At 65.8% G+C, this 21,409-nt stretch carries 16 protein-coding genes; 5 read left to right on the top strand and 11 right to left on the bottom strand.

Features of this window, described 5'->3' with window-relative positions; genetic code table 11:
- The first annotated feature begins 310 nt into the window (after window positions 1-310).
- From RQI43_RS21290 to RQI43_RS21280, 3 genes are all read left to right on the top strand, one after another.
- The gene (locus RQI43_RS21290; protein ID WP_311276511.1) at window positions 311-3,277 is read left to right on the top strand and encodes a hypothetical protein; all 2,967 of its coding nucleotides are present in this window, start codon (window positions 311-313) and stop codon (window positions 3,275-3,277) included.
- A gap of 776 nt (window positions 3,278-4,053) precedes the next feature.
- Window positions 4,054-7,584, top strand: a complete 3,531-nt coding sequence (locus tag RQI43_RS21285; protein WP_311276510.1) for a PAS domain S-box protein — start codon at window positions 4,054-4,056, stop codon at window positions 7,582-7,584.
- A gap of 278 nt (window positions 7,585-7,862) precedes the next feature.
- The gene (locus RQI43_RS21280) at window positions 7,863-8,600 is read left to right on the top strand and encodes a calcium-binding protein (protein ID WP_311276514.1); all 738 of its coding nucleotides are present in this window, start codon (window positions 7,863-7,865) and stop codon (window positions 8,598-8,600) included.
- 72 nt (window positions 8,601-8,672) lie between these two features.
- On the opposite strand, the gene RQI43_RS21275 is transcribed toward RQI43_RS21280, so the two are convergent.
- The 3 genes from RQI43_RS21275 to RQI43_RS21265 all read right to left on the bottom strand — a co-directional run bounded on the left by RQI43_RS21275 (window position 8,673) and on the right by RQI43_RS21265 (window position 11,627).
- On the bottom strand, window positions 8,673-9,653 hold the full coding sequence (locus RQI43_RS21275; RefSeq protein ID WP_311276509.1) for a catalase family peroxidase: 981 nt from the start codon (window positions 9,651-9,653) through the stop codon (window positions 8,673-8,675).
- Between the two features lie 245 nt (window positions 9,654-9,898).
- Window positions 9,899-11,125 carry an exonuclease SbcCD subunit D gene (locus RQI43_RS21270; RefSeq protein WP_311276508.1) on the bottom strand — a complete coding sequence of 409 codons (1,227 nt, stop codon included), beginning with the start codon at window positions 11,123-11,125 and terminating at the stop codon, window positions 9,899-9,901.
- A gap of 109 nt (window positions 11,126-11,234) precedes the next feature.
- A complete protein-coding gene (locus RQI43_RS21265) occupies window positions 11,235-11,627 on the bottom strand; it encodes a hypothetical protein (RefSeq protein WP_311276507.1) in 393 nt (130 codons plus the stop codon).
- A 297-nt stretch (window positions 11,628-11,924) separates the two neighbouring features.
- Here RQI43_RS21265 and RQI43_RS21260 point away from each other — a divergent pair, with 297 nt between their 5' ends.
- Together RQI43_RS21260 and RQI43_RS21255 are read left to right on the top strand one after the other, a co-directional pair.
- A complete protein-coding gene (locus RQI43_RS21260; protein WP_056422644.1) occupies window positions 11,925-12,860 on the top strand; it encodes a L,D-transpeptidase in 936 nt (311 codons plus the stop codon).
- A 201-nt stretch (window positions 12,861-13,061) separates the two neighbouring features.
- A complete protein-coding gene (locus RQI43_RS21255; RefSeq protein WP_056422641.1) occupies window positions 13,062-13,598 on the top strand; it encodes a Dps family protein in 537 nt (178 codons plus the stop codon).
- Between the two features lie 104 nt (window positions 13,599-13,702).
- Here the strand turns inward: RQI43_RS21255 and RQI43_RS21250 are convergent, their stop codons facing one another.
- The 8 genes from RQI43_RS21250 to RQI43_RS21215 all read right to left on the bottom strand — a co-directional run bounded on the left by RQI43_RS21250 (window position 13,703) and on the right by RQI43_RS21215 (window position 21,065).
- Complete coding sequence (locus tag RQI43_RS21250) at window positions 13,703-13,900, bottom strand: hypothetical protein (RefSeq protein ID WP_311276506.1); 198 nt, start codon at window positions 13,898-13,900, stop codon at window positions 13,703-13,705.
- Between the two features lie 357 nt (window positions 13,901-14,257).
- Window positions 14,258-14,620, bottom strand: a complete 363-nt coding sequence (locus RQI43_RS21245) for a DUF6481 family protein (RefSeq protein WP_280136526.1) — start codon at window positions 14,618-14,620, stop codon at window positions 14,258-14,260.
- 176 nt (window positions 14,621-14,796) lie between these two features.
- Complete coding sequence (locus RQI43_RS21240; protein ID WP_056423281.1) at window positions 14,797-15,006, bottom strand: cold-shock protein; 210 nt, start codon at window positions 15,004-15,006, stop codon at window positions 14,797-14,799.
- Window positions 15,007-15,282: 276 nt separating this feature from the next.
- Window positions 15,283-16,566, bottom strand: a complete 1,284-nt coding sequence (locus RQI43_RS21235; protein ID WP_207411058.1) for a sodium:proton antiporter — start codon at window positions 16,564-16,566, stop codon at window positions 15,283-15,285.
- A 123-nt stretch (window positions 16,567-16,689) separates the two neighbouring features.
- Window positions 16,690-17,910 (bottom strand): Gfo/Idh/MocA family oxidoreductase, encoded by a 1,221-nt coding sequence (locus tag RQI43_RS21230; RefSeq protein WP_311276505.1) that lies wholly within the window; start codon window positions 17,908-17,910, stop codon window positions 16,690-16,692.
- Between the two features lie 202 nt (window positions 17,911-18,112).
- Window positions 18,113-19,288 (bottom strand): ABC transporter permease, encoded by a 1,176-nt coding sequence (locus tag RQI43_RS21225; protein ID WP_207411057.1) that lies wholly within the window; start codon window positions 19,286-19,288, stop codon window positions 18,113-18,115.
- Between the two features lie 25 nt (window positions 19,289-19,313).
- On the bottom strand, window positions 19,314-19,799 hold the full coding sequence (locus tag RQI43_RS21220) for a DUF4112 domain-containing protein (RefSeq protein WP_056422622.1): 486 nt from the start codon (window positions 19,797-19,799) through the stop codon (window positions 19,314-19,316).
- A gap of 96 nt (window positions 19,800-19,895) precedes the next feature.
- Complete coding sequence (locus tag RQI43_RS21215) at window positions 19,896-21,065, bottom strand: aminotransferase (protein WP_311276504.1); 1,170 nt, start codon at window positions 21,063-21,065, stop codon at window positions 19,896-19,898.
- Window positions 21,066-21,409 lie beyond the last annotated feature (344 nt).

The following is a 21,409-nucleotide window of genomic DNA, read 5'->3' as shown; positions in this document are numbered from 1 at the left end:
CAAGCGGCCGGACAGCCCCAGCTTGGCGTCCTCTTTTCACACAGCCTCCACCCAAGCCAGCCGTAGAACGGACAGACAGGTCCCGCCCCAACACCACCGTGAGAAGCAGTTTTTGTCGGGCTCGAAAGCCGACATAGGAACATGGCTCCACCAATCCTAAGGGAGGCTGGAGTGTGACATCGCGCCACAAACGATGCGATGAGACGCTACGCCAAGACTTCCGAGCGCAACAGTAGAATCCCTTCATATGCGTCTGTCGCGCATCGTGCTAATGCCTCTCGAAATATTTAATTAAGAGGGGGGAAATACAATGGCTAACTCGGTAAGCAAAGGGCTGAAGTTCGAATATTTCGACGCGGCCTTGAACGTTGCAAATCTAGCCGTCAACTTGGTCTCGCTGATTCCTGGTGTCGAACTCCCTAAAGAATTGACCCAGCTCTTCGGTGGTGCAGACACGGATCCGACCGTGGAACGCCTGGATGAAATGAGCGAGCAGCTCGATCAGATCGTCGAGCTGAACAAAAAGGTACTTGCGGCAGTCGATGAAATTAGGAACGATATCGATCGAAATATTCTATCAAATATCAAGTCCGACGTAAGCGATGCTAAAACTTACGTCCATCAGTACCTAACAACAAGCGATCCTGAACTGGCAAACAGCTACCTGTTTGAGGCGGAAAGACTCTCGACATCTGCGGTCACACGGGCAAAGAACTATCTTTTGGATAGCAATGCCGATGCCGCCATTGCCGTTCCGGCGCTGTTATCCGCAATTACCACTCGAATTGCCGTCATTCGCGAGATCGGCGATGGGGCAACGTCCAGCGCACAATATAAAGAGACATTGCAGACGGCAATTGAATCGCTGTCCACGGGTATCGAAAAGTTCGAAGAGTCCGCTCAGAACAATATGCCGGCGAAGCTCGATGTGTATGAGAGGCAATCCGGTGGTTTCACGCAAGTATGGATCAGGGTTTCCTACGAGCCGGCGTCCGGATCGATTTTTCAGGCCGAAATATTCGCAGGGGATAAGGGGACTGCATCGGTACAGCAGATGCTCGATGCGACAACCCTCATTTACGCCAATGGATCTCAATCCCTAAGAGAAGTGACTGATTATAGCGCCATCAAGGATCTATACATAAGGCGAGCACCTGTAGAGCAAACAACAAAACCGAACTTTTTGACTGATTTCAATAAATTAGAAGAAGATACCTTCAACAATTATTTCAGAGAAGCAAGAGGCATTGAAAAGCTTGAAAAAGCTGCCGCTGCCCTGCTGAGCTTGACGCAAGGTCAGCATATCAAGGGTACGAACAACGACGACACCAATCTTCGGGCTGATTCGAGCCTTGATGTGATCACCACCAAATGGGGTGAGAAGTTGCTCGCCCCTCACACGCTTGAGGGCCTGAAAGGCAACGACACCCTCTTCGGCGGCCAAGGCGGCGACACGCTCCGGGGCGGCGGCGGCGGGATCGTCTACAGCGCAGAGGGCGACGGCAACGATACCCTTCACGGCAACGGCGGCGACGACATCCTGATCGGCGGCACGGGCAACGACCGGCTCGACGGCGGCGTCGGCGACGACCGTATGGACGGCGGCGACGGCGTCGACATCGCGAGCTACAAATCGGCGAAGGCCGGCGTGATCGTGTCCCTCGATGAGCAGGACTGGCAGGCGGTCGTCCCAGAAAAGACGATCGTCTTTCAACCAGACCCTTTCCCCTCCGAGGGGGGAGTCATCATCACCCCCCCTCCCATCATAACAACGATCCCGGCGGAAAAGGACCGCCTCCTGAACATCGAGAACCTCGAAGGCAGCGAGTTCAGCGATCGGCTCACGGGTGACGAAGGGAAAAACGTCATCCTCGGTTTGGCCGGCAACGACATCGTCAACGGCGGTAGGGGCGCGGACCGGATGGTGGGCGGCGTCGGCAACGACACCTACGTGGTCGACAACGCCGGGGATGTCGTCGTCGAGGCGGCCAATGCCGGCACAGACACTGTCCGCTCGTCCGTCAGCGTCACGTTAGCGGCCAATGTCGAGAACCTGACACTCACCGGCACCGCCGCCATCAACGGCACCGGTAACGCGCTGGCCAACACGATCCTGGGCAATGGCGGCGCCAACATCCTCGACGGCAAGGCTGGAGCCGACACGCTTCAGGGGCTCGGCGGCAACGATATCTACTATGTCGACACTGCCGACGACCGCGTGTTCGAGGTGGCGGGTGGGGGTACCGACCGGGTGCTGACGAGCATCAGCTACGCGCTCGGAGCCGGTCAGGAGATCGAGCGGCTCGACACGACGAGTGCGGCCGGCACCACCGCGATCAAGCTCAGCGGCAACGAACTTGCCAACACCCTGGTGGGCAATGCGGGTGCCAACACCCTCGACGGTGGCGCTGGCGCTGACCTGCTCTATGGCCGCGCCGGCAACGACACCTACCTCGTCGACACTGCGGGCGACCGCGTGTTCGAGGTGGCGGATGGCGGCACCGACCGGGTGTTGACGAGCATCAGCTACGTGCTCGGAGCCGGTCAGGAGATCGAGCGGCTCGGCACGACGAGTGAGGCCGGCACCACCGCGATCAAGCTCAGTGGCAACGAACTTGCCAACACCCTGGTGGGCAATGCGGGTGCCAACACCCTCGACGGTGGCGCTGGCGCTGACCTGCTCTATGGCCGCGCCGGCAACGACACCTACCTCGTCGACACTGCGGGCGACCGCGTGTTCGAGGTGGCGGATGGCGGCACCGACCGGGTGTTGACGAACATCAGCTACGCGCTCGGAGCCGGTCAGGAGATCGAGCGGCTCGACACGACGAGTGCGGCCGGCACCACCGCGATCAATCTCAGTGGCAACGAACTTGCCAACACCCTGGTGGGCAATGCGGGTGCCAACACCCTCGACGGTGGCGCTGGCGCTGATCTACTCTATGGCCGCGCCGGCAACGACACCTTCGTGTTCTCGACGGCCTTAGGTTCAAGCAACATCGACCGCCTCACCGATTTCGCGGCGGCGGATGACACGATCCAGTTGGCGCGGGACGTGTTCACCGCCCTCTCGGCGGGTGGCCTCGCGTCGAGCGCCTTCAAGGATCTCGGCAATACCGGCGCCGTGGTCGATTCCAACGACCGCATCCTCTACAACCACGACACCGGTGCGCTCTCCTACGACGCCGATGGAAGCGGCACGGCCAAGACGGCCATCCAGTTCGCCGTCATCGACACCAAGGTCATGCTGACCCACGCCGACTTCCTGGTGGCGTAAGCCCGTGACACGCCCTGGCCGGACACTTTGCGTTCGGCCAGGGCTTCTTGATACTCAGGGCTCTGGGCCACCTACGCAACATATCGCCGTGGGTGGTCTGCCAGCACGTTGCACGCGCCTCACAGGAACGGGTCGCCGCCGGCCGGGATGGGTTCTCCGCTCTCGAGCCCTCACAAGCATTTGGCCGTCTTGTCACGGCACCTCACCTCAGGCGTGGTGTAGCAAGCGGCGCGAGCCCTAGCGGATCGGCGGACAGGGGACGGTGCAGAACGTCTGGACGTAGCTGGGCGAGACGTGAGGACCTCATCGGGGTCGGCTCCTCAGATCGGTGCCGGCGTCTCCCGCTCATTGATCTAAGCTTTCAAGTGGGAGTCCGACGAAGCTTTGGATGATGCCCGCCAAGGGCGTTCCTCGCCCAAAAGCAGACTGGCAAAAATCCACCCGTCTCGGACGTTGAGCGATAGGTACCAAGCGTCGGATTTCCACCACCAGGAATCGGAACGGGAGCCTGGGGGCGATCTTTCAGGACGACCTTTCAAACGGAGATACTGACCGGCAGGCGCCGCGACTTTGACATTGGACACCGGCTCGTGTCATCGGGCCGCGATGACGATGCGAGACCTTCCCCCCGGTGAAGGCCCCCTTGGCACGGGCTCCGGCGGGGAACGGCGGATCGACCTTGGCCGTTGGCAGAGGCATCGATTCTGTGCGGGCGCGCGATCCGATCCCGCATCGGGCCATCCTGCATCGAGCATGGCGACGAAGGAAGGGTGGCAGTGAGTGTCCTCGTGAACGGCGGCGAGTGCGGCGCGCTGATCGAGGCCGCGGATTGGTCTGCGACGCCCCTCGGACCCTTCGAGTCCTGGCCTGTTTCCCTCCGCACGCTGACGGCGATGATGGTCGCCTCGCGCCAGCCCATGTTCATCACCTGGGGGCCGTCGCGGATCGTCCTCTACAACGACGCCTATGCGCTGCTGCTCGGCCACAAGCACCCGGACGCGATGGGGCGTCCCATCGCGGAGGTCTGGTCGGAGATCTGGAGCGACCTCGCACCCATCGTCGCCGATGCCTATGCGGGACTCTCCATCCAGATGGACGATGTCTCCTTCGTCATGGAACGCAACGGCTTCCCGGAGGAGACGCATTTCGCCTTCTCCTACACGCCGGTGCGGGAAGAGGACGGCTCCGTCGCGGGTTTCTTCTGCGCCTGCACCGAGACGACCGGCCGGGTCGGCGCCGAGACCCGGCTGCGCGAGAGCGAGGCCGAGGTGCGGGGCGTCCTCGACGGGATGGGCGAGGGCTTCCTCCTGCTCGACCGCGATTTCCGTGTCCGCCGCATCAACGCCGAGGGCCTGCGCCTCGACGGGCGCCCCTCCGAGGCGATCCTCGGCCGTCACCTCCTCGACGTGTGGCCGGATGCCGAGCGGATGCCGACCTGGCCGCTCTACCGCCGCGCCATGGCCGAGCGGGCCTCGGCCGAACTCACCTACCGCCATACTTCGACGCAGCAGGACATCTGGATCGAGGTGCGGGTCTACCCGTCGGGAAGCGGCCTCTCTGTCTTCTACCGCGACATCAGCGAGCGCAGAGCGTCCGAAGAGGCCCTGCGCGAACGTGAGGAGCGCCTGCGCCTCGTGATGGAGGGCGCGCGCGACCACGTCGTCTTCACCATGAACCCGCAGGGCGTCATCACGAGCTGGTCGGCCGGCGCCGTCGAGGTTCTCGGCTGGAGCGTCGCCGATGCGCTCGGCCGTCACGGTTCGATGATCTTCACGCAGGAGGACCGGGCGAAGGGGATCGATGCCGGGGAGATCTCCAGGGCTGTCGAGACCGGCCGCGCCGATGCCGAGCGCTGGCACCAGCGTTCGGACGGGACGCGCGTGTTCCTCGCCGGCTCCCTCCACCGGCTGCCGCCGGACCTGCAGGGTCGCTCGCCCGGCTTCCTTCGGATCGCCCGGGACGAGACCCAGCGCAGGGCGCAGGCCGAAGCGCTGACGGAGAGCGAGGCGCGGTTCCGCAACATGGCGGACCACGCTCCCGTGATGATGTGGGTCACGATTCCCGACGGGTCCTGCATCTACCTCAACCGGCGCTGGTACGAGTTCACCGGGCAGACCGAGGCGGAGGCCCTCGGCCTCGGCTGGACCAGGGCGACGCATCCCGACGACGAGGGGCTGGCGGCGGACACCTTCCTGTCCGCCAATGCTTCGCACGAGCCCTTCCGGGTCGAGTATCGCCTGCGCCGGGCCGACGGCACCTATCGCTGGGCCATCGATGCGGCGACCCCGCGCTTCGGCACGGAGGGCGAATTCCTCGGCTATGTCGGCTCGGTCATCGACATCGACGAGCGCCGGGAGGCGGAGGAGCGCCTGCGCCAGAGCGAAGGGCGTTTCCAGGCCATCGCCGATTCCATCGACCATATGGTGTGGTCGACCCTGCCGGACGGGCACCACGATTACTTCAATCAACGCTGGTACGACTACACCGGCGTCCCGGCGGGTTCCACCGACGGCGCGGGCTGGAACGGCCTCTTCCACCCCGACGACCGGGACAAGGCCTGGACGGTGTGGCGCCATAGCCTGGAGACGGGCGAGCCCTACCATATCGAGTATCGCCTGCGGCACCGGTCGGGCCAGTACCGCTGGGTGCTGGGGCGGGCGCAGCCCGTGCGCGACACAGGCGGCCGGATTGTGCGCTGGTTCGGCACCTGCACCGAGATCCAGGACATCGTCGAGGCGCGCGACGTGCTGGCCCGCTCGCGGGCGGAGCTCGAACGCGAGATCGCCGAGCGCATCCAGGAACGCGTGCGGATCTGGACGCTGATCCCCGACCTGCTGATGTCGGGCACCCTGGGCGGCCAGTTCCTCAGCGTGAACCCGGCCTGGAGCAAGATGCTCGGCTACGACGAGGCGACCCTGCTGGCGATGCCGTTCTGGCAGATCATCCACCCGGATTTCCTCGATGTCAGCGCCGGTGTCGTCGAGGCGATGCGCCAGGGCCGCACCATGCGGCACCAGAACCAGATCCGCACGGCGGCCGGCGAGTATCGCTGGTTCGATTGGGTCAGCGCGCCGGTGGGCGACGTCTTCTACGCGGTGGCCCGCGACATCACCGAGGAGAAGGCCCGCGAGGCCGCTCTCGCCCAGACCCAGGAAGCCCTGCGTCAATCGCAGAAGATGGAGGCGGTGGGCCAGCTCACCGGCGGCATCGCCCACGACTTCAACAACCTGCTCACCGGCATTTCGGGCAGTCTCGAATTGCTGCAGACCCGGATGGCGCAGGGGCGCCTGACCGAACTCGACCGCTACATCAACGCGGCGCAGGGCGCCTCGCGCCGGGCGGCGGCCCTGACCCATCGGCTGCTCGCCTTCTCGCGGCGCCAGACGCTGGACCCGAAGCCCACCAACGTGAACGCCCTGGTCTCGGGGATGGAGGAACTAATCCGCCGCACGGTCGGGCCGGCGGTGACGATCGAGGTGGTCGGCGCAGCGGGCCTGTGGCCGGCTTTGGTAGACCCCAACCAGCTCGAGAACGCGCTGCTGAACCTCTGCATCAACGCGCGCGACGCCATGCCGGATGGCGGCCGCCTCACCATCGAGACCGCCAACAAATGGCTCGACGGGCATGCCGCCCGCGAACGCAACCTCGAACCGGGCCAGTATCTCTCCCTCTGCGTCAGCGACAACGGCACCGGCATGACGCCGGAGGTGATCGCCCGCGCCTTCGATCCGTTCTTCACGACGAAGCCGCTGGGCGAGGGCACCGGCCTCGGCCTGTCGATGATCTACGGCTTCGTGCGGCAATCGGGCGGCGAGGTGCGGATCTATTCCGAACTCGGCGAGGGCACGACCATGTGCCTCTACCTGCCGCGCCATTACGGCGAAGCCTCCGAGGTGGACGAGGCCGGCGCCTTCGCCGCCGCGCCGCGCGCGCAACGGGGCGAGACCGTGCTCATCGTCGACGACGAGCCCACCGTGCGCATGCTCGTGACCGAGGTCCTCGAAGAGCTCGGCTACACCGCCATCGAGGCGGCCGACGGCGCCTCCGGGCTCAAGGTGCTGCAATCGGACGTGCGCATCGACCTCCTCGTCACCGATGTCGGCCTGCCCGGCGGCATGAACGGCCGCCAGATGGCCGACGCGGCTCGGGTGGCGCGGCCCGACCTCAAGATCCTGTTCATCACCGGCTATGCCGAGAACGCCGTGGTCGGCAACGGGCATCTCGAGCCCGGCATGCAGGTGCTGACCAAGCCCTTCGTGATGGAAGCACTGGCCGGCCGGATCAAGGACATGATCGCCTCCGGGTAGGGGTGAATTCGGCACCCGAACCCTCGTCTCCCTTCTGTGCGGCCCGACGCGAGGGTGGCGTTCTTCACCCGCCCGCGGGAGACCGGCTTCTCGCTCGGGAGCGGTTTATCCAGAGAAATCCGGACCGAGCTATAACTGTATTATAAATTATGCAAATCATATCAATCTATAAAATTTCAGATCGAATCTGTTCTTTGGATATTGAGATGGCTAAATTTCACTATACGTAGAATTGGGACTTCGATCCTAATGATTCTACGTCTGGGCATCAACAATTCATCAATGCGGAAGCTAGGACGCTCGATTTCGGCCCTGGCGCGCTGATTGATGGATATGAGGAGTTCGAGAACATCCTCGGCAGTGCGTCCGACGATGTCCTTTACGGAACCGTCGGCGCCAATACGCTGAACGGCAATGGCGGTTCCGACGAATTGTACGGTCGGGATGGCAACGATCGCCTCGTCATCAGCAGTTCGCCCGTGATGGTGGATGGTGGCGAGGGGACGGACCTGCTCTTCGTAAACAAAGGCAGTGCCGTCGCCCTGACCGACGCTTCGTTCACCGGCTTGGCCAGCATCGAGAAGGTCTATGTCCGCGATGGGGCGGCCCTCAGCATGACGGGCGTCGATATCGGTGCGAAGATCTATTCGCAGAGCCTGGCCGTTGGCGGCTCCACGATCACCGGCACGGACGGCGCCGACCGCATCGTGGCTGGAAAGGGCAGCGACGACATCACCGGCGGCAAGGGCGGCGATTCCCTCTTCGGCGGCGCGGGTGCCGACACCTTCGAGTTCGTCTCGGGCGATGGCCGCGATGTCATCCGCAAGTTCGATGTGACCGAGGATGTGCTCCACATCGGTGTCATCACGGGCAGCATAGATGACGTGAAGATCGGATCGTTCCACGGCGAGGCTAACACGATCATCACCTTCACGGGTGACACCGGAGCCTCGAACAAGATCATCCTGCTCGGCATCACGGCCGATTCCGTGACGGAAGGCAGCTTCATCTTCTGACGCCCGCACCGTCCTCCGGCCTGCCCGGTCGCGTGATCCCTTCGCGACCGGGCAGGCGGGTCGAGCGTCTCTCTATTGGGCGCGGCGCGACAGCGACACCGCATAGGCCGGCGAGCGGATCGCGAACATCGGGTCGTCGGCCGGGCCGGCGATGCCGGCGGGGAGGTCCACCACCGGATCGAACGTGGCCGCGTCACAGGTGGCGGCGGGCTCGAGAGCCGTGATCGCGAGTGTGCCGAGCGTCGTGCTCTTGCGGCTGTCCTCGGGCCACAGAGCGGTCGGGTCGGCGGTGGGGTCGCCGGCCTCGCCGTGGATCGCCACCAGGGAGAAGGTGGCCGGCCCCTTGGCGAGGCGGTCCTTCAACTCATCGGCATAGAAGCTGTCGGGCTTGGCCTTGAGGTCGTCCTCGCTCAGGCCGAGCTGTCCCGCATCCGCGACGGTCTTCAGCTTCACCACCTGCGCCTCGCCCTTGGCGTTCGTCAGCGTATAGGCATGGACGCCCCAGTAATCGACGCCGGCATAGCTCGCCGGAACCGGGCGCGCATTGAGCCAGGCCGCCTGTTTCGTGGTCTCCGGATTGGCGGCGGCGAAAGCCTTGACCTTCTCGGCATCGGGTTTGCCGTCGGGGCCGGGCGCGCGGACCGAGACGAAATCGAACAGCTGCTGCGGCGTGCGCGCCGAGAAGACCGGCGCGGAAATGATGACGAGGACGAGGTCGCCCGCCGGGTCGCGCAGGCGCATGGCGAAGCCCCGCGTCACCGGCTTGGCCTTGTCCGACACGTTCGGATTGCTGCCGCCCATGGAGAAGCGCGCCGTCACCGGCACGGGCTTGGCGAAATGCGGTGCCTTCGACAGCCCCGCCGCCTCGGCCGAGGGCGTGAACTGCCCGGTGAGGCAGACGCCCTTGGCGCCGCTGGCCCGCACCCCGGGTTTGTTGCCGCCGGCCACGAACTGGCCGTTGACGATGGCGGCGGCATCCGCCTCCTCGGCTTGAACCGGAGAGGCGAGGGCGAGCGCCATGGCGCAGCCGGTGGCGACGATCGTAGATTTCATGGCGCTGTTTCCCCCGTCGCCCGGCTCGCATCGGCATGGGCCGGCAAAACTCGATGGCGCACAATCGAATTATAATATGTACAGGGTAACGGCGGCGTGACAAGGACCGGTTCGTCGGGACCGACCCCCCGAGAGCCTGTTTAAGGTGTTTGTCCAAGGCTTCACCTCATCCTGAGGCGCTCGGCTTGGATGATCGACCTTGCCATGGGCATTCGCCGATCAATCCGATCAAATTGCTGACGGTTTCAGGCCTCGGCCTCGGCCCGGACCCGGTGGAACACCTCTAGATGCGCCGGCTCCGGCGGGGTGCCCCGCACGCGCGCGAAGGCGAGGCGGAAGAGGTCTTCCGGGTCGCGCTCGGACAGGCGCACCAGCGGCGCCGCGTCGACGGCCTCCGCGACCGGATCGGCCGCCGCCGTCACGCGGGTATCGACGATGCGGACGGGGAAGCCTTCGGCGACCCGGTCCACCTCCGCCCGGTGGCCCGGCCCCAGCCCCTCGCGGGCGAGGCGGACCTGGATATAGGGCCGCTCCTCCATCGGCAGGGCCGGGTCGAGGCCCAGCGCCTTGAGATGGTCGCCGAGTTCGGAGAGCCGCATGTCGCCGCGCGGCGGCAGGCGCAGGAACGGAACCGGGCGCGGGATCGGGATGTGTTCCACCCGGGCCGGTCCATCGCCGAGGGTGACGAGGCTCACCCCATGCGCGTAGGGCTGCTCGGTGGCCGAGAGCGGGATCAGCGAGCCGGAATACCGCACCATTCCGCCACCGATGGTCTGGGCCTTGTGGAGATGGCCCAGCGCCACGTAATCGGCCTCCCCCGGGAACACGTCGGGCGGCACGGCATGTTCGCCCCCCACCAGGATGCGGCGCTCGGCCCCCTCCGATTCGGTTCCCCCGGCCACGTGCAGATGCCCGGTGAGGAGAAGCGGCAGGCCGGAGAGATGCGGCGTCGCCGCCTCCATCACCTGGGCGTAGAGGGCCCGCACGGCCCGGACGATGGGGGAGCCCTCCTCCCGGCGTAGGGGCGGCAGGCAGGCGGCGGTGGGATAGGACACGGCCAGGATCTGCGCCGCCACATGGCCGTTCCTGAGGATCGGCACGAGATGACGCTCGATGGACAGGGCGCCGTCGCGGCGGCGGACATTGCCGATGACCCGAACCCTGATGGCCTCGAGGATCGGGCTCGGCGCTTCGAGACGCCCGGCCGCGTCGTGATTGCCGGCGGTGAGGACGATGGTCATGGAAGGGCGCGCCCGGTGCAGGCGCACCAGCACCTCGTAGAGCAAAGCCTGCGCCTCGCCCGACGGGTTCTGGCTGTCGTAGACGTCGCCCGCCACCACGAGGGCGTCGACCTCGTGGCCGACGACGATGGCTTCGAGATGGGCCAGCGCCCTCGCATGCTCGTGGGTGCGCGAATAGCCGCGCAGTGACTGCCCGATATGCCAGTCGCCCGTATGCAGCACGCGGATCACGTCTTCGCCTCCAACTCGCCCGGACATCGTCTGTGCGGCGAGGAGGCTTGTAGCGCGCCGCCGCCACCGGTCCTACCCGGCGGCCCGCCTCGGCTTGTCGCAAAGACGCTTAACGGCAGACCGTCACGTTCTTGACCACCCAGCCTTCGCCCGCCTGCCACAGCTTGCGGCGGCTGCGACCGCAGCGGAGTTCGTCCGGCTCGGCCGATGTCCAGGTGACGCCGGGCGCTTCCGTCGAGCTGGTCTCGGCGGCCTCCTTGGCGAGGGATCCGGTGGCGACGGGCGCAGACTTCGTCTTCACCGTGTTGGCCTTGACCGTCCGCGACCTTTTGGCGGTTTTCGTCCGGGAGGCTCTGGCTTTGGCGGAGTCGACGGCCTTGGCCGCCGGCGACGAGAGGGCGGGCTTCGGACCCGCGAAAGCGGGGCTCTCCCCCGCGAGTGTCAGCCCGAGGGCGAGCGTCAGGACCGACGCGCCGAGGCGTGCGAAAGAAGAGATCGGCACAGGATTCGTCCGTCTTCCAAAGATGTGATGGTGTTGAAATGCAGCGCCTTATGTCGATGCGGACGGATATTTTTGCAATCGCAAGGATCGATGAAATCGGACATCTCCCGCATATTCTTGCGGCATGATGAAAGGTCGGTGGATTCTCCCTTCCCGGACCGTGCCGCCGGTCCGATCGTACCGCAATGCTGATGAGCGACGGCCCGGCGTGACGGCGGCCCCTGGTCTTGCTAAGTCACCGCCCAATCTTGGCTTTAGTCCTCGCGCCCTGGCGAGCGGCCCATCTTTGAGTACCTCATGTCCGAACGCCCCCTCATCGAGCGTCCCACTCTTCCCTTCAGCCGGCGGACCCTGCTGAGCGGCGCCGGCGCGACCCTGGTCCTGGCCGGTTCACCGCTCGCCGCTCTGGCCCAGGTCCGTGGCCGCCTCGCCATCGAATCCGACGACGGATACGGCCCCTATGACGACGACCGTCTCTACCGGGACGAGGCCGGACGGCTCTATCGCCGCCGTGGCGGTCGCTACGAGCCCTATCGCGAGCGCGCCACCGCACCGCGTTTCGAGGACGACCCCGATTCGGATCCCTATGCCGATCCGAACGCCCGCCGCCGTGCCGAGCAGCCGCCGGCGAACCAGGGCAACCCCGTCTCGCGTCCGGTGGATAATGGGCCGATCGACTACGCCCGGGCCTATGCGGCGATCACCGACGAGCCTTTCCCGGTCCATGCCTTCAACTGGCGCAAGGCGAACCCGAACTTCCTGCGCCAGGAGATCGCCTATACGGGCGCGGAGCCTCCGGGCACCATCGTGGTCGATCCGCGCGCGCACCACCTCACCCTGGTTCAGCCCAACGGGCGGGCGCGACGCTACGGCGTGGGCGTCGGCAAGCAGGGCTTCTCCTGGTCCGGTGTCTCGACGGTGAATTCCAAGCAGATGTGGCCGGATTGGTATCCGCCCAAGGAGATGATCGCGCGGACGCCCAAGCTCGCCCGCTCGGTGACCCAGCTCCAGAGCGGCCTCGGCGTGCCCGGCGGCTCCCGCAACCCGCTCGGAGCGCGGGCGCATTACCTCTGGCAGGACAACAAGGACACGCTCTACCGGATCCACGGCACCCTGGAGCCGGAATCCATCGGTCTCAGCGTCTCGTCCGGCTGCATCCGCATGATCAACCAGGACGTGATCGACCTCTACGGCCGCGTCGAGATCGGCACGCGGGTCGTCGTGCTGACCTGAGGTCGCTTGGCCCCGGCGGGCATGGCCCGCCGGATTCCACCGCGGCGCCGGCATTCGGGGCCGTGTGAGTGTCACGACAGCGCGAGCGTCACCGTGCCGGGCTCGGGAATCGGAACTTCCCTCGCCTCTCTGGCTTCTTCCCGTCACAGGGTGTGCGCTGAGCGCCGCCCACGATCGGAATTCAACCGGAGTTATGACGTCATGGCAAAGAGTTTGAGCGGGCGCACGCGCGTCGATGGGGATCGCCTGAACACCCCGACCGATCTCGCCCCCGAGGCGACGAAGAAGATCGCCGAGGGCCTGACCGTGCTGCTGTCGGACCTCTTCGCCTTGTACGTGAAGACGAAGAACTTCCACTGGCACGTGAGCGGCCCGAACTTTCGCGACTATCACCTGATGCTCGACGAGCAGTCGCAGCAGATCTTCGCCATCATCGACGATGTCGGCGAGCGCGCCCGCAAGATCGGCGGCACGACCCTGCGGTCGCTGGGTCAGGCCTCGCGGCTGTCCCGCGTCGAGGACAACGACGCCGAGTATGTCAGCCCCCTCGAAATGCTGGCCGAGCTGCGCGACGACAACAAGACTCTCACCGCCAACATGCGTGAGCTCCACGAGGTGACGGACGAGGCCAAGGACGTCTCCACCACCAGCCTGCTGGAAGAGTGGATCAACCAGTCCGAAGAGCGGACATGGTTCCTCTACGAGGCGACCCGCAATGCCACCGAGGGCGGCCACTAATCTTCACCGTCTCCCCATCGAGACATGGAAAAAAGGCCCCGCATCGAAGGATGCGGGGCCTTTTTCCGATTGTCTCCAGCTGTTGGCCGGAGCGGCGACGGCCGTCACGAGGCGAGGGTGATCTCGCCTTCGCGAACGGCGCGCTCGGCTCCGCCGGCCTTGATCCGGTAGAACGGCTCGCCGGTCTGGTCCTCGGGAACGAGGCGGACGATCTCGAACACGTCGGTCGGATCGGCCTTGAGATCGGCATAGCCGATGCGCTCGCGGCGCACGCGCTGCCCGAGCTTGAATTTATGGGCCATGAGATATGCCTTTCTGAGCGGACGCAAACGGTTCTGCGTCCTCGGACGGGTATTCGTGGTCGCGCGTCGCCTTGCCGGAAGGCACAGGACCGAACATCGGCCAGCCTTGCGGAAAAGGACGAGATGGGCGGCAACCCCGTCCGGAGATGCCACCCTGCGCTCGAACCCACACGAAGGACCGAGCCAACCCATTGACCGTCGCTGCCCCGATCATGCCGGAGCGGCCACGACATCGAAGCCGGACAGCGCCATCATCGAACGCCATGTTCGGTAAAGCCGTCCGGTAGTTCGTTCCGAAACATCGGCTCTCGCAGGGCGGAATCCGCCGCGAGGCCGGAGACTTCGGAGGCGAATGCCTTACTTGCGCGCCTTCGCCTTGCGGGCGGCGTAGCGGGCATCGCGCTGCTGCTTCTGCTCGATGCGAGCGGCGGCGGCGAGGGCGATCTTCTCTTCGGCGACGCGGGCCGCTTCGATGGCCTGGCGCTCACGCTCGGCCTCGGCCTCGGCGACGGCCTGGGCGGCGGCGGCGGCGCGCTCGGCCTCACGGGCGGCGACGCGGATCTCGCGCTCACGGGCAATGGCCTCACGCTCGGCCTTGCGGGCGAGAACCGTCGGATCGTCAGCGGCCGGCCGGTCGCGGAAACGCGCCAGGGCGGCCTGACGGGCTTCTTGCGAAGCCTTGAGGCGGTCGGTCATGGAGTTTTCGTTGAATTGGCTCACACAGAATCCTGGTCTGGGAAGCGGCCGGGAACGACCGCGGGACAGTGGACGAGGCTCCGAACCGAACCGGTCGGGAGATGGATAAAAACGCAGGAAGCCGCTCTCCAATGGAGAGCGGCTCCTTGTCCAATGTCAGGCTCTCGTAGGAGCCTCACATGGCCCATATGCGATATGGTTCAGGCGGCCTGGAGATTGCCGGCGGACTGCTTGCCGCTGCGCTTGTCGGTTTCCATTTCGTAGGAGACCTTCTGGCCTTCGGCGAGACCACGCATTCCTGCGCGCTCGACAGCGGAGATGTGCACGAACACATCGTTGCCGCCGTTATCCGGCTGGATGAAGCCGAAGCCCTTTTGCTCGTTGAACCACTTAACAGTACCGACAGCCATCATAATCCTTCGCCCTTGCGGGCATCATAGTTCGGAGGTCCGCACGAAGATGTACGGCCTTCTCCGTTGTCTCGATTCGCACCCGACTTCCACTCTGCGAAAGCTCTTTGGCTCACACAGATGAAAATCTGATCACGCTTCGATCTCTGTTATGTACTCTCAATGGCGGGATTTAGCAAATGCCATGAAAAACTTGGGTTTTATTTTCGAGCACGGAGGGAAATTTCCGCCGGTGGCCATTCAATACGGGCGCTGATTTCGCTCTGCCGAGAGGCCTCATTCGGCCGGGGAGGAGCCCAGCGGCAGGTCCATCTGGGCGCTCTCGGTATCGCGCCCGCTGCGGCGGTCGAGAAAGCCGAGGATCGGCGAGACGCTTACCCCGTGCAGGACGATGGAGAGCAGGATGGTCAATCCCGCCGTGCTCCAGAGCAGGCTCGCCCCCTCGAAGGCCGCATGGCCGGAGGCGTAGGCGAGATAATAGATCGTGCCGAGCCCCCTGATCCCGAAGATGCTGATCACCGCGCGTTCGGCGGCGGGCTGATCGTGCCCGAGGAGGCTGATCCAGCCGCAGAGCGGCCGGACCACGAAGATGACCAGAAGCGCGAAGGCGACGCCGGCCCAGGTGAGGTCGCGCAGGAGTCCGCCGCCGATGGCGAGTCCGAAGCCGACGAGAAGAATCATCATCGTCAGGCGCTCGAACGCTTCGGCCGACCCGTGCAGCGCGTGATGGTAATCGTGGCCGTGGTCGGACCAGCGCATGGCCAGCGCCGCGACGAAGACGCCGATGAAGCCGTAGCCATGCACGGCCTCCACGGCCGCATAGGTCAGGCAGGTGATGCCGAGAGCGACGAAACCGTCGCCCGTCCGCGAGAGCCGTGCCCGGTTCGGCAGGTGGAAGGTCAGCCAGCCGAAGCCCCGTCCGATCGCGGCACCCAGCGCGACGCCGGCCAGGATCTTCCACACCAGCGAGACGCCGACCCATTCGGTCCACCCGGCGGCGCTCAGGCCGTTCGCGGCCACGAGGGCGATGGCGAGGTGGACGAAGGGGAAGGCGAGCCCGTCATTGAGCCCGGCCTCCGAGGTGAGGCCGAACCGCATATCGTCCTCGACGCCCTGTGACGGCGGGCCGACCTGGACCTCGGAGGCGAGGACCGGATCGGTCGGCGCGAGGGCGGCGGCGATCAGGAGGGACGAGGCGAGGCCAAGGGCGAGGAGATGCGAGGCCAGGAACCCGAGGATCAGGATCGTCAGCGGCATGGCGAAGGCGAGGAGGCGCCATGTCACCATCCAGCTTTTCCAGCCGACCCTGCGGTCGAGCTTCAGCCCGGCCCCCATCAGCGAGATGATGACGACGAATTCACTGACCTTCTCGATCAGGCGCAGATGCTGCTGGGGCCGGGGGGAGAAGTCGGCGATTCCGGGGATCAGCGAGAGGCCGGCCCCGATCGCGACGCAGCAGATCGGCAGCGACAGCGGCAGCTGCCGAAGAACCATCGGCAGCCAGGCGGTGAGGAGCACGAGGGCGCCAAAGCCCCCGAGCATGATGACATAGGCGTCCATAACCCGCGATTCGTCCCTGTACGCTCTTCGCCGGAATCACCACGACCCATACGCAAGACCGATTGTTCACCGTCAGCATGTCGTATGGGAGCGACGCCGTTGCGGGCCGCTCCCGATCCATCCTCAGCGCGTGCCCGACCGCATCGTCATGTCGGGGTTGAGATCGACCCATTGGCGCGTCTCCGCCGCCCGGTAGAGCGCCTCGATCAGGCGGACGTCGCGCAGGCCCATCTCGCCCGGCGTCCGCAGCTCTCCGCCCTCGGCGATGATCTGCGAGAGGTGGTCGATCTCGCCGGTGAATTGCACGGCATCGCCTTCGGCCGTCAGCACTTCGTCGGCCCGCTTGGCGTCGCTGACGACGAGCCGGTTGCCCTGGTAGGCGGTGCCGGGATCGAGGGTCGCCACGCCCTTGTCGCCCCAGATGTCGATCCGCTTCTTGTCGGAGCTGTAGCCCGACGACACCGTGGCGCGCCGGCCCGAGGGAAAGACCAGCTGCGCCGTGAACACGTCCTCGACCTGCCCGAAACGCGGATCGCCTTCCGGCGAGTGCATCGAGGCCGAGACCGAGGACGGGCTCTCGCCGAAGAACCATTGCAGGCCGTTGAGGCCGTAGATGCCGATATCCACGAGCGATCCGCCGCCGGCCACGGCCTTCAACATGCGCCACTGGTCGCGCGGCCGCGACGGCTCCAGGGGGCGGTGGTGGTCGGAGGAGGCGAAGCGGACGTCGCCGAACTCGCCCTTGTCCATCATCGCCTTGGCGCGCAGGTTATGCGGCTCCCAATGGACCCGGTAGGCGATCATCAGGCGGCGGTCGGCGGCCTTGGCGGCGTCGATCATCCGCTGGCAATCGGCGGAGTTGGTGGCCATCGGCTTTTCGCAGAGAACGTGCTTGCCCGCCTCCAGCGCCTTGATGGTCAGGTCGGCATGGGTGGAGTTCGGCGTCACGATGTAGACGGCCGCAATGTCTTTGTTGTCGGCCATCTTTCCCATCGTGCCGTAATCGTAGATCCCCCCGGCCTCGACTCCGTAGCGGGCCGCGACGGCTTTGGCCTTGTCGGGATTGCCCGAGACGAGGGCCACGGTCTTCGAGCGGCGGGCCCGTTCCAGAGCGGGCAGAACCTGGGCCTGGGTGAAATCGCCGAGGCCGACCACGGCCCAGCCGAGATGCTTGTCGCGCGGCAGGGGCGGGGGCTGGTCGAGCTTGGGCTCGGGCCGGCCGGTGGGGGTGGTGGGGATCGCCTGCGAGGCGGCGCGCTCGGAAGCCAGCACACCGCCGATTCCGGCGAGGCTGCCGGCCATGAAGAGGCGGCGGGACGGCGTCGTATGCGAGGCGTCGGACATCGTATCTCCGGATCCAGGAGGGTTAAATCTCGCGGCCGGATCGAGGATGCCGCCCCCTGACAACGCATGACGCTCCAATCGGATTCCATCGGAACCTGCGGTGGAGGCGCGCGGGGCGGATTAAAAACGCGAGACCCATCTCGGCGGGTCTCGCGCGACAGGCGGTTTTTACTGGGACGTGGTTGTTACTTGAACGCGGTTGTTACTTGAACGTCTTGCGGGGGTCGAAAGCGTCACGGACGGCTTCGCCGGCGAAGATGAGCAGGCTCAGCATCACCGCCACCACGAAGAAGCCGGTCAGCCCGAGCCAGGGGGCCTGGATGTTGTCCTTGCCCTGCGCCAGCAACTCACCGAGGGAGGCCGAGCCGGGAGGCAGGCCGAAGCCGAGGAAGTCGAGGGAGGTCAGCGTGCCGATCGAGCCGTTGAGGATGAACGGCATGAAGGTCAGCGTCGCCACCATGGCGTTGGGCAGGAGATGCCGGCTCATGATGCGGATGTTGGAGAGGCCGAGCGCACGGGCGGCGCGGACATATTCGAAATTGCGCGCCCGCAGGAACTCGGCCCGCACCACGCCGACCAGGGCCACCCAGGAGAACAGCAGCAGGATGCCCAGCAGCACGAAGAAGCCCGGCGCGATGAAGGCCGAGATGATGATGATGAGATAGAGGGTCGGGATGCCGCTCCAGACCTCGATGAAGCGTTGCAGGGTCAGATCGACCCAGCCGCCGAAATAGCCCTGCACCGCCCCGGCGATCACGCCGATCACCGAGGAGACGATGGCCAGGATCAGCCCGAACAGCACCGAGATGCGAAATCCGTAGATGACGCGGGCCAGCACGTCGCGGGTGGTGTTGTCGGTGCCGAGCCAGTGCATCTCCAGGCCCTTGCACCCCTCCCGGCCCGTGGTCTCCGCGCCGTTCTGCTTCGCCGCCGCCTGACATTGCTCGTCCGTGAGCATCCAGGTGGGCGGCGAGGGCGAGGGGGTCGGCAGCCCGTCGATGATCGTGTCGTAGGAATAGGGGATCGGCGGCCAGACCGCCCAGCCGTGATCGGCGATCTCCTTGCGGGTCTCCGCCGAGCGGTAGTTCGGCCGCGCATAGAACCCGCCGAACTTCTCGTCCGGATAGTCGATGAGGACGGGAAACAGGATCTCGCCCTTGTACGAGACCACCAGGGGCCGGTCGTTGGCGATGAATTCGGCGAACAGGCTCAGGCTGAACAGGCCGACGAAGATCACGAAGGACCAGAAGCCGAGCCGGTTGCGCCGGAAATTCGAGAGCCGCCGCCGGTTCAGCGGCGACAGCCCCCGTGCCGTCGGCACGAGGGGAGGCGGGGCGGCAACGGGGACGGCTTCCGCGGGGCGGGCGATCTCGTTCATGAGACCGCCCCTATTGGATTGTGCGTCAGCCGTCGAGACGGACGGCCGTTCCCTCGATCTCGTTGGGGCGCAGGCCGCCGGTCTTCTCGAGGTGGCGGCGCAGCAGGCGCACGTTGCGACGATTGGCCTTGAACGCGGCATCGAAGATGTCGCCGGCCAGTGGGACGGCACCGATCACCCCGTCGAAGGCCACGTTCATGGCCATGCGGGCGAGCAGCCATTTCGGCGCGCCGAGGCGACGTGCCTCGTAGACGATGTAGGAGGCGAGCAGCATGCCCGCCGCATCGCCGATGATCGGAACGAGGCCGACGACGGCGTCCAGCCCGACCCGCCGGTTGATGCCGGGGATCACGAACGCCGAATCCATGATGTGGGCGAACTGCTCCAGCCGCAGCAGCGCGGCCTCCCGGCTGTCGGGCTCGGCGCGGAAGCGTGTGGCGGTCCCATCGCGCCGGCCGAAGGCGCCGTTGGGCAATTCGCGAGTGGCGAAGACGGCGTCGTTGAAGGCCATGGCGGGGCTCCGGGGGATGCGCGTCGTGGTCATGATGCAGGATGTGGCCCTGCCCGGCGCCGTCCGCAAGCGGCGGAAGCCCGAGACCTTTCGGCCTCACGCGGCCCGCCCCCGCATCAGGCCGGAGAGCCGCTCCAGGGCCGCGTCGAGGGTCGCATCCTGCTTGGCGAAACACAGCCTGACGAGGTTGCGCACGGCCCCCTGCGCATAGAAGGCGCTGATGGGAATCGCCGCCACCCCGTGCTCCCGCACGAGATGCTGGCAGAAGGCGACGTCGTCCGCGCAGCCGAGGCGCGGGCCCAGCTCGCCGATGTCGATGGTGAGGAAGTAGGTCGCCTGCGACGGCAGCACGGAGAAGCCGAGGCCTGTGAGTCCGGCGCTCAGCCGGTCGCGCGAGCGGGCGAACCGGGCGCGCATCTCGAGGAAATAGGCCTCGTCCTTGGAAAGCCCGTAGGCCACCGCCTCCTGCAGGTTCGGCGGTGTGGTGAAGGTGAGGAACTGGTGCGCCTTCGAGACCACCTTGAGCAGGGGCGGTGCCGCCATGACGAACCCGACCTTCCAGCCGGTCAGGCTGAAGATCTTGCCGGCCGAGCCGATCTTCACGGTTCGGTCCCGCATGCCGTCGAACCCGATCAGCGGGCGATGGGGCCGTCCATCGAAGGTCACGTGCTCCCACACCTCGTCGCAGATGGCGGTCACGTCAAATCGCTCGCAGAACCTCGCCAGCAACGCGAGATCCTGTTCCCCGAACATCGTCGCGGTCGGGTTCAGCGGGTTGTTGAGAACGACGACGCGGGTGCGCTCCGAGAAGGCCTGCTCCAGCGCCTCTTCGTCGAGGCGGAAATGCGGGGGCCGCAGGGTGACGAAGCGCGGGATGCCGCCGGCCTGCCGGATGATCGGCAGGTAGGCGTCGTACATCGGCTCGAACAGCACGACCTCGTCGCCGGGCGAGACCAGGGCGAGCAGGCTCGCGGCCAGGGCCTCGGTGGCACCCGACGTCACCATCACCTCGGTGTCGGGATCGAGAGCGAGTGCCTGATGGCGCTCGTAATGGGCGGCGATGGCGCGGCGAAGCACCGGCAAACCCATCATCGGCGGGTATTGGTTGTAGCCGTCGCGCAGGGCATCGGCGGCCTTCTCGCGCACATCCGCCGGCCCGGGATCGTCCGGGAAACCCTGTCCGAGATTGATCGCCCCGAGCTCGCGCGCCAGCACCGACATCACGTCGAACACGGTATTGGGGAGATCGGCGAAAACAGGGTTCATCCGGGAAACGCTCGTGGGCGATAAACTGAAGCTGACGTCGTCCGCCTCCCTCGGTAGCATGGGCGTTTCGGGCCGGAAATCGTGCTTTTGGGAACGTGCGCGATCGCACGCCCCTCCGCCCGTAATCCCGGACCGCGCCTGACGATTGTTGACATTCATCAGGCGTAACGTAGGTTCTGGCCATGGCCGGAGCGGTCGCCGCTCAACAGGAACACCGCCCCCTCGTTTCGGTTGGGCGACGTACCGCTCCGGTCCTTCCCAAGAAGCCGATCCCCCCAAGGATTGAAGTCGTCGCTCCGGCTCGGGGCGGCGGCTTTTTCCGCGTTCCGCTTGTGCTTCGATGG

Source organism: Methylobacterium sp. WCS2018Hpa-22 (assembly GCF_031843785.1).
Classification (GTDB): Bacteria; Pseudomonadota; Alphaproteobacteria; order Rhizobiales; family Beijerinckiaceae; genus Methylobacterium.
The sequence above is the reverse complement of the archived record's forward strand: the minus strand, read 5'-3'. Positions and strand labels throughout refer to the sequence as shown.

Excerpts from the sequence above, each read along its gene's own strand:
- RQI43_RS21290 (WP_311276511.1), top strand. The coding sequence starts at position 311 with ATGGCTAACTCGGTAAGCAAAGGGCTGAAGTTCGAATATTTCGACGCG.
- RQI43_RS21275 (WP_311276509.1), bottom strand. The coding sequence starts at position 9,653 with ATGAAATCTACGATCGTCGCCACCGGCTGCGCCATGGCGCTCGCCCTC.
- RQI43_RS21260 (WP_056422644.1), top strand. The coding sequence starts at position 11,925 with ATGTCCGAACGCCCCCTCATCGAGCGTCCCACTCTTCCCTTCAGCCGG.
- RQI43_RS21255 (WP_056422641.1), top strand. The coding sequence starts at position 13,062 with ATGGCAAAGAGTTTGAGCGGGCGCACGCGCGTCGATGGGGATCGCCTG.
- RQI43_RS21250 (WP_311276506.1), bottom strand. The coding sequence starts at position 13,900 with ATGGCCCATAAATTCAAGCTCGGGCAGCGCGTGCGCCGCGAGCGCATC.
- RQI43_RS21240 (WP_056423281.1), bottom strand. The coding sequence starts at position 15,006 with ATGGCTGTCGGTACTGTTAAGTGGTTCAACGAGCAAAAGGGCTTCGGC.
- RQI43_RS21235 (WP_207411058.1), bottom strand. The coding sequence starts at position 16,566 with ATGGACGCCTATGTCATCATGCTCGGGGGCTTTGGCGCCCTCGTGCTC.
- RQI43_RS21230 (WP_311276505.1), bottom strand. The coding sequence starts at position 17,910 with ATGTCCGACGCCTCGCATACGACGCCGTCCCGCCGCCTCTTCATGGCC.
- RQI43_RS21225 (WP_207411057.1), bottom strand. The coding sequence starts at position 19,288 with ATGAACGAGATCGCCCGCCCCGCGGAAGCCGTCCCCGTTGCCGCCCCG.
- RQI43_RS21220 (WP_056422622.1), bottom strand. The coding sequence starts at position 19,799 with ATGGCCTTCAACGACGCCGTCTTCGCCACTCGCGAATTGCCCAACGGC.
- RQI43_RS21215 (WP_311276504.1), bottom strand. The coding sequence starts at position 21,065 with ATGAACCCTGTTTTCGCCGATCTCCCCAATACCGTGTTCGACGTGATG.